The following is a 14,179-nucleotide window of genomic DNA, read 5'->3' on the forward strand; positions in this document are numbered from 1 at the left end:
ATGTCAAATATTAATGCAGAAGTTTTTGAGGTAATTGAAAAAGAACGCCAACGTCAAACGCATGGTATCGAATTAATTGCTTCAGAAAACTTTGTATCTGAAGATGTTATGAAGGTTCAAGGGTCAATCCTAACCAATAAATATGCTGAAGGATATCCAGGACGTCGTTATTATGGTGGGTGTGAATACGTAGACATCCTAGAACAATTAGCAATTGATCGTGCCAAAGAATTATTTGGCGCAACTTATGTTAACGTTCAACCTCACTCAGGTTCTTCAGCTAACTTAGCTGTTTACCGTGCCTTCTTAGAACCAGGAGATAAAGTATTAGGTATGGACTTATCTCAAGGTGGGCACTTGACTCACGGTTCACCAGTTAACTTCTCTGGTCAATCATATCATATGTTAGCTTATGGTCTTGATGAAAATGAACAGCTAGACTATGACACTTTAGAAAAAATTGCGCGTGAAGAGAAGCCAAAAATGATTATTGCGGGTGCTTCTGCCTACTCACGTACAATCGACTTTGAAAGATTTGCAAAGATTGCTAAAGAAGTTGGCGCTATTTTAATGGTTGATATGGCGCATATCGCTGGTTTAGTAGCGGCTGGTTTACATCCAAATCCACTTCCTTACGCGGATGTAGTTACAACTACTACTCACAAGACTTTAAGAGGTCCTCGTGGTGGCATGATCTTAACTGCTAAAGAAGAATATGGTAAGAAATTAAACTCTGCTATCTTCCCAGGAATCCAAGGAGGACCTTTAGAGCACGTTATTGCAGCTAAAGCAGTTGCCTTTGGTGAAGCTTTACAACCTGAATTTAAAGAGTATGCACAACAAGTTATTAAGAATGCTGCTGCTATGGCAGAAGTATTTAACGAGAGTGGCTTACGCGTTATCTCAGGTGGTACAGATAACCACTTAATGTTATTAGACTTAACAAGCTTTGATGTTTCTGGTAAGTGGGCACAAAACCGTTTAGAAGAAGTTGCAATCACTGTTAATAAGAACTCTATTCCAAATGACCAACGTTCATTTGTTGAAACATCAGGTATCCGTGTGGGAACACCAGCAATTACTTCAAGAGGTATTAAAGAAGATCAAGCACGTGAAATTGCTGAAATTATTGTTAAGGCTCTTAAAGCCGAAGAGTCTGAACTTGCTGAACTACGTAAGCAAGCAGAAGCAATTGTAGCTGACAAGCCTCTTAACGCTTATCACTAAGATACTTTAGATTAGGAGGAAAAAGAATGGCAAAATTTACGGTAGTTGATCATCCCTTAATTCAACATAAACTAACCATTATTCGCGATAAGAACGCTTCAACTAAAGTGTTTCGTGAAGTAACCAATGAGATTGCTATGTTGATGGCTTATGAAATCACACGCGACCTACCGCTTGAAGAAGTTGAAATTGAAACACCACTAGCTGTTACTAAGCAAAAACAAATTGCTGGTAAGAAAATGGCTATTGTTCCAATTCTTCGTGCAGGATTAGGTATGGTAGACGGAATTTTATCTTTGGTCCCCGCTGCTCGTGTGGGTCACATTGGTTTGTATCGTGAGCATGACACATTAGAGATTGTTGAATATTTTGCTAAGCTTCCTCTTGATATTAAAGATCGCCAAGTATTTGTAGTCGATCCAATGTTAGCTACAGGAGGATCTGCCATTTCGGCTCTTAAACAATTAACTGAGAAATATGGCGTTGATAAGCAGCACATTACATTTGTATGTTTAGTGGCTGCTCCTGAAGGAGTGAAGGCTTTGCAAGAAGCTTTTCCAACTGTTGATATCTTTACAGCTGCCTTGGATGAGCGCTTAAATGAGAATTCCTATATTCTACCAGGACTTGGTGATGCTGGTGACCGTATCTTCGGGACTAAATAATTTTTAAATTACTTGCACAGGTAGATTTTTCTACCTGTGTTTTTTTATGAGGAGCATTTAATGACACTTAAGAAATTTTACCGTCAATCATTACAGGAAAGACGTTTAAATATTTCCCCTTATTTAGAAAATAAGATGGATTTTCCTATATTAGATGAAAAAAGAGCCAATCAGATGATTGAAAACTATCTCTACACTTATGGCCTTCCAATGGGGATATTACCGACTATTCAAGTGAACGAAAAGGACTACATAGTTCCGATGGTAACAGAAGAACCATCGGTAATAGCTGCGGCATCCAATGGCGCCAAACATCTGGGTAATATTAAAGCGCATTTAGACCGTAAAACAATTAAAGGACAAATTGTTTTAACTGATTGGACAGAAGCTGAAGCGAAACAAGCTCTTAACAAGCATAAAGAGGGGTGGTTGAGCTTTGCTAAAAAAGTAGCTTATCGGATGGTAGAAAGAGGAGGGGGACCTTTAGATATTGAGTATTCGGCTTATCGCAGCAATCAGACGCTCTACCATTCCTATTATCTACTATTTGACCCTTGTGAAGCTATGGGAGCCAACTCTTTAAATACTGTTTTGGAAGCATTAGCCTTTGAGATAAAAAAAGATATTGGTGGCAAGGTTTTAATGGCAATTCTTTCAAATTACAATCCACAAAATTTTGTTAAGGTGGAAGCGACTCTTTCTATTGAGCGTATAGATATAAATTTAGATAGAGCCCATCCTATTGCCCAAAAAATTGCTATGGCTAGTGACTATGCCCAATTGGATCCTTACCGTGCCACAACTCATAATAAAGGGATTATGAATGGAGTGGATGCGGTTTTGATTGCTACAGGAAATGATTGGCGTGCGGTAGAAGCGAGTGTTCATGCCTTTGCATGTAAAGAAGGAAAATATCGAGGTTTAAGTCAGTGGTTTTATGATTCTAAGAAGGCCGAATTGAGCGGACATATGGACATTCCTCTTCCAGTCGCTACGGTGGGGGGGACCTTATCCATTCATCCAATGGCAAAGTGGTCTTTAAATTTAATGGGAAATCCTAATGCTTTAGAGTTAGCTCAAGTTGTTGCTTCTGTCGGTTTAGCCCAAAACTTTGCAGCCTTAAAAGCCATCGTATCCGAAGGTATACAAAAGGGTCATATGGGATTGCAGGCTCGTAGCTTAGCGATACAAGTGGGAGCCAAAGCCGATGAAATCGACCTATTAGTTAAATTGTTAAAAGTAAGAGAAAGCTTTAACTCTCAGATTGCAAGGGATTTACTAGACAAAATGAGAAATTCGTAAGATAATGTCTATTATGATTGAAAAAACTGAGGAGGGAATTAATGAAAACAAAAGTTGGAATCGACCGTATTCATTTTTATATACCACCCCAATATGTAGACATGGAGGAATTAGCTCAAGCAAGAGATATTGATCCAGCAAAATTTACAATTGGAATCGGCCAAAGTCAAATGGCTGTCACGGATTACAAACAAGATATTGTTACATTGGCCATTAATGCAGCGTTACCAATTATTTCAAAAGAAGATCGGGACTTAATTGACCAAGTGATTGTAGCTACTGAATCGTCTTTTGATTATTCTAAAGCAGCTTCAATATATTTGCACCAAGCATTAAAGATTAACCGTTTTGCACGCTCCTATGAAATCAAAGAGGCATGTTATGCAGGAACGGCAGCTTTACAAGCGGCTGTTGACTATGTGCGCTTAAGACCCGAAAGAAAGGTGTTAGTCGTTACAACCGATATTGCTCGATATGGTCTAGCGTCTTCTGGAGAAGCGACTCAAGGAGCAGGAGCAGTGGCTATGTTAATAACTGCTGATCCAGCGATTTTAGCTATTGAAGAAGAAAGCATTGCTTATACTGACAATCAATTTGATTTTTGGCGACCACAATACGACATATATCCACGTGTAGACGGTAAGTTTTCTACCAATCTATATAATCAGACCTTTTTGAATATTATGGAAGAAGTAGGTAAGCGTAAACCGGATTTTTGGGATGCTTATCAAGTACAATTGTTCCATTTACCATTTACCAAAATGGGTCGTAAGTCGATTAAAAACTATCGTCAGTATTTAAATGATTCAACAAATACACTCAAAGATGTAGATCAGAAGTTGAAGGCTTTAGACCGTTTTGATAAACATTACGATCACGCTGTTCAATATTCAAGACATATTGGCAACATTTATACTGGCTCGCTTTATCTAGGCTTAATTTCACTTTTAGTTCATGATCAAAGTCTTAAAAAAGGCGATAAGATTTCCCTATTTTCTTATGGTTCAGGTGCGGTTGCTGAATGTTTTTTTGGAGCATTACAGCCAGGTTTTAGAGAGGCTATACTCTTGAATGAAATTGAAGCAATGTTCCAGAAACGTCGAAAGTTAAGCATTGAGGAATATGAAAAGCTATACTTAGAAGCCATTGAGCCTAGTGACGAAATAATTGAATTTGATCCAAGTGTTCATGAAGGAGAGTTTTATTTGGCTAAGATTGATAACCATCGACGTTATTATCTACAAAATGCTAGTCATCAAAATGACTTTAAAAAGTAATAAATAGATTTCATACTGTCAAAGATTAGCAGGATAGCTTTTTTATTGTGAAAAGTTAAGCCCTATTTCTTTTTGATAGTATTTTTGCTTTATAGTCATTTTACTTACTTCTTATTTATGCTATGATGATTACGAACATGAAAGGGTGATTTAAATGTATGCAATTATAAATGGTATGGCAGTACTGTTTTTTCGCATTTTCTTTGTCATCCTAGCCTATATGGCTCTGTCAAAAGTTAATTGGAGGAGTGTTTTACAACCTCAACACCAAGCAATGGACCGATACCTATGTATTTTATGTAGTATTGGCTTGGGCTATTTGACAAGTTCGTTTTTTATAACAATCATTGAAACCTTACGTCTACTATTGATGTCAGCGTTTCTCTAATCATGTGTATAAGTCTCTCGCCTACTCCAAAGCGATAGTCTTCAAAAGGGGATTCATTTAAAATGGAAGAAATTATTGTACAAGGTGGCAACCGTTTGGAGGGTACAGTCAAGGTTGAAGGTGCTAAGAATGCAGTTTTACCAATTCTGGCAGCTTCTATTTTGGCGTCGAAAGGAATTACACGACTAAGTAATGTGCCTGTTTTATCAGACGTTTTAACAATGAACGAATTGCTAAAGAATATTGACCTAGAGACTAAATTCAATCAAGCGAATAATCAGATGACGCTCGATGCGACAGGTCGGGTTAAAACTATGGCGGACTATGACTTTGTTAGTAAAATGCGCGCTTCGATCGTTGTAATGGGACCAATGTTAGCACGTTTTGGTCATGCGCGTGTGGCCATGCCAGGCGGTTGTGCAATCGGTACACGTCCCATTGATTTGCACCTAAAAGGATTTGAAGCATTAGGAGCTACTATTGAAAATGCAGCAGGATATGTTGAAGCAAAAGCAGACCAGTTAATCGGAGCCAATATTTACCTGGATTTCCCTTCGGTGGGAGCCACTGAAAATATTATGATGGCTGCTGTTTTAGCTAAAGGCGAAACAGTGATTGAAAATGTTGCTAGAGAACCAGAGATTGTTGACTTAGCTAACTTTTTAAATAAAATGGGTGCTAAAGTTTCAGGTGCTGGAACGGAGACAATACGTATCGAAGGTGTTTCAGAACTTTTGGCTACGGACTATGAAGTTATGCCAGATCGTATCGAAGCCGGTACTTTTATGGTAGCGGCTGCTGTGACTAATGGAGATGTCATGATTGAAGGAGCGATTGCTCATCACAACAAACCGCTAATTAGTAAGTTGCAAGAAATGGGCGTTGTTTTTGAACTGTTTGATTCTTCGCTAAGGGTAATTGGTCCCAAGGTTTTGAAACCCACAGACATTAAAACCATGCCTTATCCAGGCTTTCCAACGGATATGCAGGCACAAATGTCGATTGCTCAATTATTAGCTAAGGGAGACTCAGCACTTTCTGAAACCGTTTTTGAAAATCGATTCATGCACTTTGAAGAATTGCGTCGAATGAGCGCTGATTTCAAAATTGAACGCCAAACAGTTGTAATGTACGGACCTGCAGAATTATCAGGTGCTCAGGTTAAAGCGACAGACCTTCGTGCGGCAGCTGCTCTTATTATTGCAGGACTTACTGCTAAAGGATTGACAAGGGTTTCTGAGTTGAAATATCTTGATCGTGGTTATTACCTCTTCCATGAAAAGCTAGCTCGCTTAGGAGCAAACATCGAACGTGTTAATATCCAGCCAATTCCATCCATTCAAAATAAACCAGCTGTAAAAGCTGTGTTTGCTTAACTATCATCCAGAAAGGATGAGTATAATGGCTAGAGATATAGGTATTGATTTAGGAACAACCAATGTATTAATCCATCTTAAAGGCCGAGGAATCATTTTAAATGAGCCCGCAGTGATTGCTGTAGATCAATCGACTCAAGAAGTAATGGCAGTGGGACGAGAAGCTTATGAAATGCGGGGTAGAGTGCCAAAGTCTCTTGAAGTTATACAACCTTTAAAAGGTGGAGTGGTATCAGACTATGACTTAACCGAAGCCATGCTTCTTCACTTTTTCAAGCGCGCACACATTCGACGTGGCTTGAGAAAGGCAAATGTTTTAATTTCAACGCCAACCAATGTAAGTGAAATAGAACAACTTTCACTATTCGAGGCAGTTCAAAAAGTTACTTCGGGTAGGGTTCGAGTAGAAGTTGAACCGATGGTAGCGGCTATCGGTTCGGGCCTAGATGTTTTATCAGCCAAAGGAAGTATGATTGTAGATATTGGTGGAGGAACGACGGATATAGCAATTATTGCTTCAGGTGAAATTCTTCACGCAGAATCGATTAAGATAGCTGGTGATGACTTTGATGAAGCAATTATCCAGTATTTTAAGGACCATTACCAACTACTCATTGGGATCCAATCAGCTGAGAGGATAAAAATGCAACTTGCCTGTGCTAAAAAGGTGGATGGAAGAGATGTTCATAACCAAGAGTTAAAGGGGCGCGATCTTGTTACAGGATTACCAAAAGCAATTAATGTTGACTCTAACGATTTACATCGGGCATTAAAAGATTTATTAGATCAAATAGTGAGAACAATACGCAGAGTGATTGAACAAGCTTCTCCAGAAATAATCGCAGATATCCATGATCAAGGACTGGTTATTACAGGCGGGGGCGCTATGATCCAAGATCTAGATTTGTTAATCACTGAGCAGATAAAAGTCTCAGCTATTCCTTCTGACCAACCCATGAATGCAGTAGCATTAGGAACTGGTATAATGATGGATTGGGTCGAATCCGGTTTAATTGATCCAAACAAAAATAATAAAAAACCAAGTAAGCCAAATTTCTTTATGAGATTGTGGCAATCCATTTGGAAATAAACTAGGGGTGAATAAATGGCAGAGAAGTTAAAATATTTAGAATATCCACTATTTAAACAAGTTATGAAAGGGATCTTCAAAGTTTTTTTCTTTATCATCCTTTTAATTATTGTCTTTGGAATGGGTTTAGTTATCGGTTACGCTGTTTTAGGAGACGGAAATTATTGGGAAGTATTTAATCAAGATACCTGGTTGCATTTATTGACATTTATTGAATAATATTAAAAGGAAATATTCATTAGAGGAAAGAAGGGATACTTTGCAGACAAGTGATTTTTCTGTATTTGAGTTATTGCTTTATATCATTCCTCTAACTATGATTTTTTTAATTAAAAAATATGGGAGACCTTATTTAACCTATTTTAAAAATTGGCCTATAACATTAGCCATTTGTTTATTACCCACTTTATTGGTTTTAATATACGGTTTTGGCTGGTTAATTTTTGGTTTTAATGTGCTACCATTTATTATTTTATTTTCTTCTTTTGCAATCGGTGTTCAATTACATAAATATATACAAGAAATCGACCATTTCTATTTTAAGCAATTTTATTTGCCTGCAAGTGAATTACTTTTTTATTTCTTGGTTTTTTATTTAGTGGGAATGATTATTTTAAGATGGTGGACGATTTTTTTCTAATTACCCCACCACTTTTTTAATAGCTTTAAATGATCATAATATCAAGCTTTAACAGGTTTTGCTTTCTAGCAAAACCTGTTTTTTTATTCAATTTTGTCTATAAGGTGGTGAAAAGTGGGAGTATGTGGTAAAATTAATCTAACTTAGGAGAGGAGTGTGAACAAGTCGTGTTAATGGGAGAATATCAACATAATATCGATTCCAAAGGCCGCTTGATTATGCCTGCTAAGTTTCGTCCAGAACTAGGTTCGACTTTTATAGTAACTAGAGGTCTGGATGGCTGTTTATTTGGCTACCCCATGAATGCATGGGAAACAATTGAAGAAAAATTAAAACAATTACCTCTAGCTAAAAAAGACGCACGTAAGTTTACTCGTTTTTTCTATTCGGCTGCCACCGAAGTAGAAATCGATAAGCAAGGACGGATAAATTTACCAAAAAATCTTATAGAGTTCGCTAAGATTGATAAGGAATGTCGTGTGATTGGCGTATCAGACCGTATCGAGATTTGGAGCAGTGAGCTTTGGGAAGATTTTGCAGAGGATGCTGAGGAAAATTTTGAAAATATTGCAGAAGAAATGATTGATTTTGGATTTTAAAATAACGAGGTGACAATATGTCCTTTGAGCACGAAACAGTTTTACTAAAGGAAACAATTGATGGTTTAGAAGTGAATCCCAATGGAATTTATGTTGATTGTACATTGGGTGGCGCTGGACATGCTCAATACTTATTAAGCCTTCTTTCAGACCGTGGAAAATTATTGGCATTTGACCAAGATCTTATGGCAATTAATAATGCTAAAGTAACTTTAAAAGAGCAATTATCCCAAGGAAAAATAACTTTTTTTGAAAGAAATTTTCGTGATTTAGAAGTCGCCTTATCGGAGCAATCAATTCACCTAATTGATGGGATTTACTATGATTTGGGAGTATCTTCACCACAATTAGATATTGCGGAAAGAGGGTTCTCCTATCATCAAGAAGCAAGGCTAGATATGCGAATGGACCAAAGGCAAGAGCTCGATGCTTATGAAGTAGTAAATACTTGGGATTATAATGATTTGGTGCGTATTATCTTCCGGTATGGTGAAGAAAAATTTGCTAAAAGAATTGCAAGAAATATTGAACAAAGTCGTAAAAAACAAGCAATTGAAACAACTACTCAATTAGCAGAGATTATTAAAGAAGCGATTCCTGCCGCGACACGTCGGACCGGTGGACATCCAGCTAAGCGAGCTTTTCAAGCCATTCGAATAGCTGTTAACGATGAGCTTGGCGCAGTCGAAAGTTCAATTGAACAGGGGCTAAAACTGTTAAAAGTAGGTGGCAGGATGGCAGTTATTACCTTCCATTCCTTAGAAGATCGATTGGTTAAACAAATGTTTAAGCAAGTATCCACCTTACCAGAAACACCTAGAAATTTACCTGTTTTAAGTAATCAACAAGCAGATTATCGAATAGTTAATCGAAAACCGATACTACCTTCAAAAGAAGAGTTAAAGAATAACAATCGTTCAAGATCAGCAAAATTAAGAATTATTGAAAGAATTAGTATGTAGTATTGAGGAGGATAGCGATTGTGACTGAAAGTTATCAAAGAAGAAATTATTATAATAAAGACCAAGCCCAATCGCTAGTCGGTCAATCTACTGATACGTTTGATGGCTCAGCAGTCCGAAAGATTGAAGAGTGGGAACTTTCCCATCAATCTGATTGGTTTGATAATGAAGATAGGAGATCAAAAAGGCAAACGATTATAACGAATCGAAACTTAGCATTGCTAGGTATTTTTATAATGGTTAGCTGTTGCTTTGCGAGTCTTTATATTCATTGGCAAGTCAACCAGGTTAACCAAAGGATTCAAGAGATCCAGTTGGAAGAGGCTGAGCTTGTCAAAGAAACAGAAATGTTAATGGTTGAAAAGGCTGAAAACTTAAAGTATAAAAATATTGAGCTTGTAGCAGAAGCCAACGGTATGAAGGCAGAAATGGATCGCGTAAAGGATATCGATCAAAATGACTAATAATAATGCGAATAATAATCAAGGGATGAATTTGTTTTTTTTAGCTATCATTGTAATTTTAATCGGTTTAGTAATGATTGGTCGAATGGCACAAATAGCTTTATTCAAACAAGTAAATGGTGTTAATTTAACTAAACTAGAAATGCAAGTAGACAATAGAAGTAGTATTGCTAAAGCAAAAAGAGGCACAATTTATGATCAGTTTGGTCAGCCTATTGCAATGGATACTACTTCTTATTCTATGTACGCTGTTCTAGATGCTGATTGGGCAGAAGGTGAAACGGTTAAAGACATTGATTATACGGCGACCATTCTTGCTAAATATATCGATATGCCGAAAGAAAAAATATGGACGCAATTAAATAGTGATAATGTCAATCAAGTTGAGTTTGGCTCAGCTTCTAAAAACATATCAGCACAGACAAAATTAGCAATTGAAGCTGAAAACTTACCGGGAATCTTTTTCACTAGTCAGGTGAGCCGTTATTATTTCAATGACTACTTTGCCTCTCACTTAATAGGTTATGCAGAAGTTAATGAAAGTAACCAAGAAGGTTCTCAATCAAGTTTAGTTGGAGCCATGGGTATTGAAGCGGCATTTGATGATATATTATCGAGTGGGAAATCAAGCAAAAATTCAACTGACCTTCAATTGGCTAATGATATCTATTTAACTTTAGATAGTCGTATCCAAAATCAGACCGAGACTATTCTAGATAAGATTTTTAAGAAATATCAACCTGAGTCAATGGGGGCTTACTTGGTTGAATTAGAAACTGGTAAATTATTAACCTCAGCTCAAAGACCTTCATTTAATTTAAATACCAGAGAAGGAATCGACTCTCTTTGGCAGAATTTGTTAGTTGAAACAGCTAACGAACCAGGATCAACTGTTAAGATTTTGACCATGGCTAAAGCAAAAGAAATGGGTGTTTATCAACCGGGAGAAACGTTCTTATCGGGTATGGTAAAAGTGTTTGATCGTGAAGTAAGAGACCATAACCAATTCGGTTGGGGACAAATTTCATTTGAAGATGGCTTCATTCGCTCTTCAAATGTGGCAATGGTCGAATTAGTGAATCGTATGGGAGACCAAGTTTGGACTGAAGAATTAAAAAAATTTGGTTTTGGCGTTAGCACAAATAGTAAACTAGCGAATGAAAATCCCGGTTCACTCGATTTCACTAACCCTACATCACGAATAATGTCTGGCTTTGGCCAAGCATTTTCAGCTACACCGATGCAACTTTTGCAGGCTTATAGTGCGGTTGCTAACAAAGGGCAAATGATGAAAATTCAATATATTGATCATATTGATAAAAGCGGACAAAGCTATCAAAAACAAAACTTAGGGCAAGTTATTGAACCTGAAGTAACTTTCTATATTATTGACTTGATGACTAAAGCGGTTGAGGATCAAAATGGGACTTCAAGACCTTTTAAATCTGACATAGTCAGAGTGGCGGCAAAAACCGGAACGGCTCAAATTGCTAACGAAGAGGGAACAGGCTATCTAACGGGACAAAACGACTATTTTTATTCAGTCATCAGTTTCTTTCCTGCTGAAGAACCTAAATACATGTTATATTTATTTATTAAAAGGCCACAAAATGACTATGGTATTTATGGAACTCAGATGCTGTCCGAAGTTTTTCATCCAATGTTAGAGTCTATATTAATCAAGCAGTAGAGAGAAGGAAATGAAATGCGATTAAATAAACTAATATCAGTTTTAATTAACTACGAACTTTTAGGTGATTTAGATCTTAATAAAGAAATATACGATCTGACCAATGACAGTCGAAAGCTAACTGAAAATGCTGCCTTTATCGCTATAAAAGGTGAAAGGTTTGATGGCCATTCAGTAATTGATCAGCTGATGAAAGAAAACATTTCACTGATAGTAGCCGAAGAATTCTCTTCTAAACAAATAGAAAAGGCTTTGAATAAAAAAATAACGCTAGTCAAAGTCCCTTCAACTTATCGAGCGCAAGCAATACTATCTCATCAATTTTTCGGTCAACCATCTAGCCAGCTTCCTCTAGTAGCGGTTACTGGGACTAACGGAAAAACGACCACCACACATTTGATTTCTCAATTTTTAGAATTATTGAATCATAAGACAGGTGTGATAGGCACCCTGCATTACAAAGTTGGCGAGCGTCTGCTTCCGGCTATTAATACAACGCCAGAAGCAGTTAGTTTACAAAAGTATTATAAGTCGATGGTCGAGGAGGGTTGCAGTGATATCATAATTGAGGCCTCTTCTCACGCTTTGTCCTTAGGCCGTCTTTGGTATACCGATGTGGACTGTGCAATTTTTACTAACCTAACTCGAGAACACTTGGATTTTCATAAAACTATGGACAATTATGCTTATGCTAAGAGTTTGCTCTTTGCACAATTGGGACAGAGTTTTCACCATCAAAAACCAAGACTAGCGATTATTAATCAAGATGATCCTTATGCAGATGTAATGAGTCGAGCTACTGGGGCGGTTGTAATTACTTATAGTATGAAAGATCCTCAGGCCACAGTTTATGTGGATGAGCTGACGACAGAAGCTTCAATACAAAAATTCAAGCTTCACTATCAAGCTAGAACTTATCCAGTTGCTTTATCGATGATTGGTGCTTATAATGTTATGAATTATTTAGCAGCCTTTTTGTGTCTGGTAGTTTATTATGGCTATTCAGCTGAACAAATAGTTGATTTGACACCTAGATTAAAAGGTATCACTGGAAGAATGCAAGTTATTGATAAGGGTCAAGATTATCGAGTGGTGATTGATTTTGCACATACACCAGATGCTTTAGAAAATGTCTTAAGTGAATTAAAAGAAACCTCAAACGGAAAATTAAGAGTAATGTTTGGGCATTCCGGAGGTAATAGAGATTCGGCTGCTCGACCTGATTTGGGCGATATTTTATTTAAGTGGGCGGATCATATTGTATTTACGGCAGATAATCCTCGAAATGAACCCATTAAAAAGATTGTTTCTGAAATGGTAAGAGATCATCAAGAAGTTCCTTATGATTTAATTGAAGATCGAAAAAAAGCCATTCATCATTTAGTAAATCATGCCGAAGCTAATGATACACTTCTTTTTGCTGGTAAGGGAGGAGAGGCTTATCAAGTAATTGGTGATGATTATATACCTTATGATGAGGTTGCGATTGTAGAAGAGGAGTTAGAAAACAAATGGAAAAGATGATGCAGTTATTAATGGCTTTTATTAGTTCAGGCCTCTTAACCCTGGCTTTAGTGCCCCTTTTTATCCGTTTATTCTTAAATAAGAAAATGGGACAAGCTATTCGGCAAGAAGGCCCTTCATGGCACCAAGTAAAAACAGGTACTCCCACTATGGGAGGAACGGTGTTTATTGCAGTATCTATAATGATTACTTTGATGTTTGGCTGGCTATTTAATCTACTAGATGCCAATCTCTTGATGATTGTGCTAACTTGGTTATTTTTTGGTGGCATTGGGTTTGCCGATGATTTTATATCTATTTTTACCGGTAAAAATGAAGGGCTAACTGCTAAACAAAAATTTCTATTACAGCTTTTATTTTCTGGTATCGTCGTTCTAGCGGGTTATGTTTTAGGTAAAAGATTTGTATTGCCTATTTTCTCTTTGGAAATTAACTATTTAATAGTTGTAATAGCTTTTGCCTTCTTTTGGATTACTGGTTTTTCCAATGCTGTTAACTTAACCGATGGATTAGACGGTTTAGCCACAGGGTTAAATATCATTGCCTATGGAGCCTACTTTATGTTGGCTATTCGCCTAGAGCAAGCATCCGTTGCTATGGCTTGCTTAATTGTTACAGCAAGCCTTTTATCTTTTTTAATATTTAATCGCAAACCTGCTCAAATTTTCATGGGGGATGTGGGTTCGCTAGCTTTAGGGGCAGGATTAGCAATTATTTCAATACTTTTAAACAACCCATGGTCCCTATTAATCATCGGCATGGTTTTTGTAATAGAAACTTTATCTGTTATCTTACAAGTTGCTTCTTTCAAGACCAGAGGAAAGCGGATCTTTAAGATGTCACCCATTCACCATCACTTTGAAATGATTGGCTGGTCTGAAGAGCTAGTCGTGCTTGTTTTTTGGACAGTAGGATTACTTGCTAGCTTACTCTATTTCATTTTATAATAGGCATAATAAGCGAGAAAGTGTGAAA

Annotated in this window: 15 protein-coding genes; all 15 read left to right on the forward strand. The window is 37.2% G+C overall.

Translation table 11 applies throughout. From position 1 onward, the window contains the following. The 15 genes from glyA to mraY all read left to right on the forward strand — a co-directional run bounded on the left by glyA (position 1) and on the right by mraY (position 14,151). Entirely contained in the window at positions 1-1,227 is a 1,227-nt protein-coding gene (gene glyA / locus ACQV2Q_RS04905; RefSeq protein WP_428873856.1) for a serine hydroxymethyltransferase, read from the forward strand. Between the two features lie 26 nt (positions 1,228-1,253). After that, the gene (gene upp / locus ACQV2Q_RS04910) at positions 1,254-1,892 is read left to right on the forward strand and encodes a uracil phosphoribosyltransferase (RefSeq protein ID WP_428873857.1); all 639 of its coding nucleotides are present in this window, start codon (positions 1,254-1,256) and stop codon (positions 1,890-1,892) included. Between the two features lie 60 nt (positions 1,893-1,952). Continuing rightward, the gene (locus ACQV2Q_RS04915) at positions 1,953-3,194 is read left to right on the forward strand and encodes a hydroxymethylglutaryl-CoA reductase, degradative (RefSeq protein ID WP_428873858.1); all 1,242 of its coding nucleotides are present in this window, start codon (positions 1,953-1,955) and stop codon (positions 3,192-3,194) included. Between the two features lie 41 nt (positions 3,195-3,235). Further along, on the forward strand, positions 3,236-4,471 hold the full coding sequence (locus ACQV2Q_RS04920; protein WP_428882096.1) for a hydroxymethylglutaryl-CoA synthase: 1,236 nt from the start codon (positions 3,236-3,238) through the stop codon (positions 4,469-4,471). A gap of 220 nt (positions 4,472-4,691) precedes the next feature. Continuing rightward, positions 4,692-4,859, forward strand: a complete 168-nt coding sequence (locus ACQV2Q_RS04925; protein ID WP_428873896.1) for a DUF1146 family protein — start codon at positions 4,692-4,694, stop codon at positions 4,857-4,859. A gap of 62 nt (positions 4,860-4,921) precedes the next feature. Further along, a complete protein-coding gene (murA, locus tag ACQV2Q_RS04930; protein WP_428882098.1) occupies positions 4,922-6,235 on the forward strand; it encodes a UDP-N-acetylglucosamine 1-carboxyvinyltransferase in 1,314 nt (437 codons plus the stop codon). Between the two features lie 25 nt (positions 6,236-6,260). Continuing rightward, a complete protein-coding gene (locus ACQV2Q_RS04935) occupies positions 6,261-7,325 on the forward strand; it encodes a rod shape-determining protein (protein ID WP_428873861.1) in 1,065 nt (354 codons plus the stop codon). Between the two features lie 15 nt (positions 7,326-7,340). Further along, positions 7,341-7,544 (forward strand): DNA-directed RNA polymerase subunit beta, encoded by a 204-nt coding sequence (locus tag ACQV2Q_RS04940; protein ID WP_428874971.1) that lies wholly within the window; start codon positions 7,341-7,343, stop codon positions 7,542-7,544. Further along, positions 7,537-7,965, forward strand: a complete 429-nt coding sequence (locus tag ACQV2Q_RS04945; protein ID WP_428873863.1) for a hypothetical protein — start codon at positions 7,537-7,539, stop codon at positions 7,963-7,965. The genes ACQV2Q_RS04940 and ACQV2Q_RS04945 overlap by 8 nt, the downstream gene beginning before the upstream one ends. 173 nt (positions 7,966-8,138) lie before the next feature. Then, entirely contained in the window at positions 8,139-8,564 is a 426-nt protein-coding gene (gene mraZ / locus ACQV2Q_RS04950) for a division/cell wall cluster transcriptional repressor MraZ (protein WP_428873897.1), read from the forward strand. Between the two features lie 17 nt (positions 8,565-8,581). Next, positions 8,582-9,526, forward strand: coding sequence for a 16S rRNA (cytosine(1402)-N(4))-methyltransferase RsmH (rsmH, locus tag ACQV2Q_RS04955; protein ID WP_428873864.1), 945 nt, complete (start codon positions 8,582-8,584; stop codon positions 9,524-9,526). Between the two features lie 20 nt (positions 9,527-9,546). After that, positions 9,547-9,990: a hypothetical protein gene (locus tag ACQV2Q_RS04960; RefSeq protein WP_428874974.1), complete on the forward strand. Its 444-nt coding sequence runs from the start codon at positions 9,547-9,549 to the stop codon at positions 9,988-9,990. Next, positions 9,983-11,680: a peptidoglycan D,D-transpeptidase FtsI family protein gene (locus tag ACQV2Q_RS04965; RefSeq protein WP_428873866.1), complete on the forward strand. Its 1,698-nt coding sequence runs from the start codon at positions 9,983-9,985 to the stop codon at positions 11,678-11,680. The genes ACQV2Q_RS04960 and ACQV2Q_RS04965 overlap by 8 nt, the downstream gene beginning before the upstream one ends. A gap of 15 nt (positions 11,681-11,695) precedes the next feature. Then, positions 11,696-13,204 carry a UDP-N-acetylmuramoyl-L-alanyl-D-glutamate--2,6-diaminopimelate ligase gene (locus ACQV2Q_RS04970; RefSeq protein ID WP_428882100.1) on the forward strand — a complete coding sequence of 503 codons (1,509 nt, stop codon included), beginning with the start codon at positions 11,696-11,698 and terminating at the stop codon, positions 13,202-13,204. Next, positions 13,192-14,151 (forward strand): phospho-N-acetylmuramoyl-pentapeptide-transferase, encoded by a 960-nt coding sequence (gene mraY, locus ACQV2Q_RS04975; protein ID WP_428873868.1) that lies wholly within the window; start codon positions 13,192-13,194, stop codon positions 14,149-14,151. Before ACQV2Q_RS04970 ends, mraY begins: the two co-directional genes overlap by 13 nt. Positions 14,152-14,179: the final 28 nt, after the last annotated feature.

Source organism: Facklamia sp. P12950 (assembly GCF_050409465.1).
Lineage (GTDB): Bacteria > Bacillota > Bacilli > Lactobacillales > Aerococcaceae > Facklamia.

Excerpts from the sequence above, each read along its gene's own strand:
- glyA (WP_428873856.1), top strand. The coding sequence starts at position 1 with ATGTCAAATATTAATGCAGAAGTTTTTGAGGTAATTGAAAAAGAACGC.
- upp (WP_428873857.1), top strand. The coding sequence starts at position 1,254 with ATGGCAAAATTTACGGTAGTTGATCATCCCTTAATTCAACATAAACTA.
- ACQV2Q_RS04915 (WP_428873858.1), top strand. The coding sequence starts at position 1,953 with ATGACACTTAAGAAATTTTACCGTCAATCATTACAGGAAAGACGTTTA.
- ACQV2Q_RS04920 (WP_428882096.1), top strand. The coding sequence starts at position 3,236 with ATGAAAACAAAAGTTGGAATCGACCGTATTCATTTTTATATACCACCC.
- ACQV2Q_RS04925 (WP_428873896.1), top strand. The coding sequence starts at position 4,692 with ATGGCTCTGTCAAAAGTTAATTGGAGGAGTGTTTTACAACCTCAACAC.
- murA (WP_428882098.1), top strand. The coding sequence starts at position 4,922 with ATGGAAGAAATTATTGTACAAGGTGGCAACCGTTTGGAGGGTACAGTC.
- ACQV2Q_RS04935 (WP_428873861.1), top strand. The coding sequence starts at position 6,261 with ATGGCTAGAGATATAGGTATTGATTTAGGAACAACCAATGTATTAATC.
- ACQV2Q_RS04940 (WP_428874971.1), top strand. The coding sequence starts at position 7,341 with ATGGCAGAGAAGTTAAAATATTTAGAATATCCACTATTTAAACAAGTT.
- mraZ (WP_428873897.1), top strand. The coding sequence starts at position 8,139 with ATGGGAGAATATCAACATAATATCGATTCCAAAGGCCGCTTGATTATG.
- rsmH (WP_428873864.1), top strand. The coding sequence starts at position 8,582 with ATGTCCTTTGAGCACGAAACAGTTTTACTAAAGGAAACAATTGATGGT.
- ACQV2Q_RS04965 (WP_428873866.1), top strand. The coding sequence starts at position 9,983 with ATGACTAATAATAATGCGAATAATAATCAAGGGATGAATTTGTTTTTT.
- ACQV2Q_RS04970 (WP_428882100.1), top strand. The coding sequence starts at position 11,696 with ATGCGATTAAATAAACTAATATCAGTTTTAATTAACTACGAACTTTTA.
- mraY (WP_428873868.1), top strand. The coding sequence starts at position 13,192 with ATGGAAAAGATGATGCAGTTATTAATGGCTTTTATTAGTTCAGGCCTC.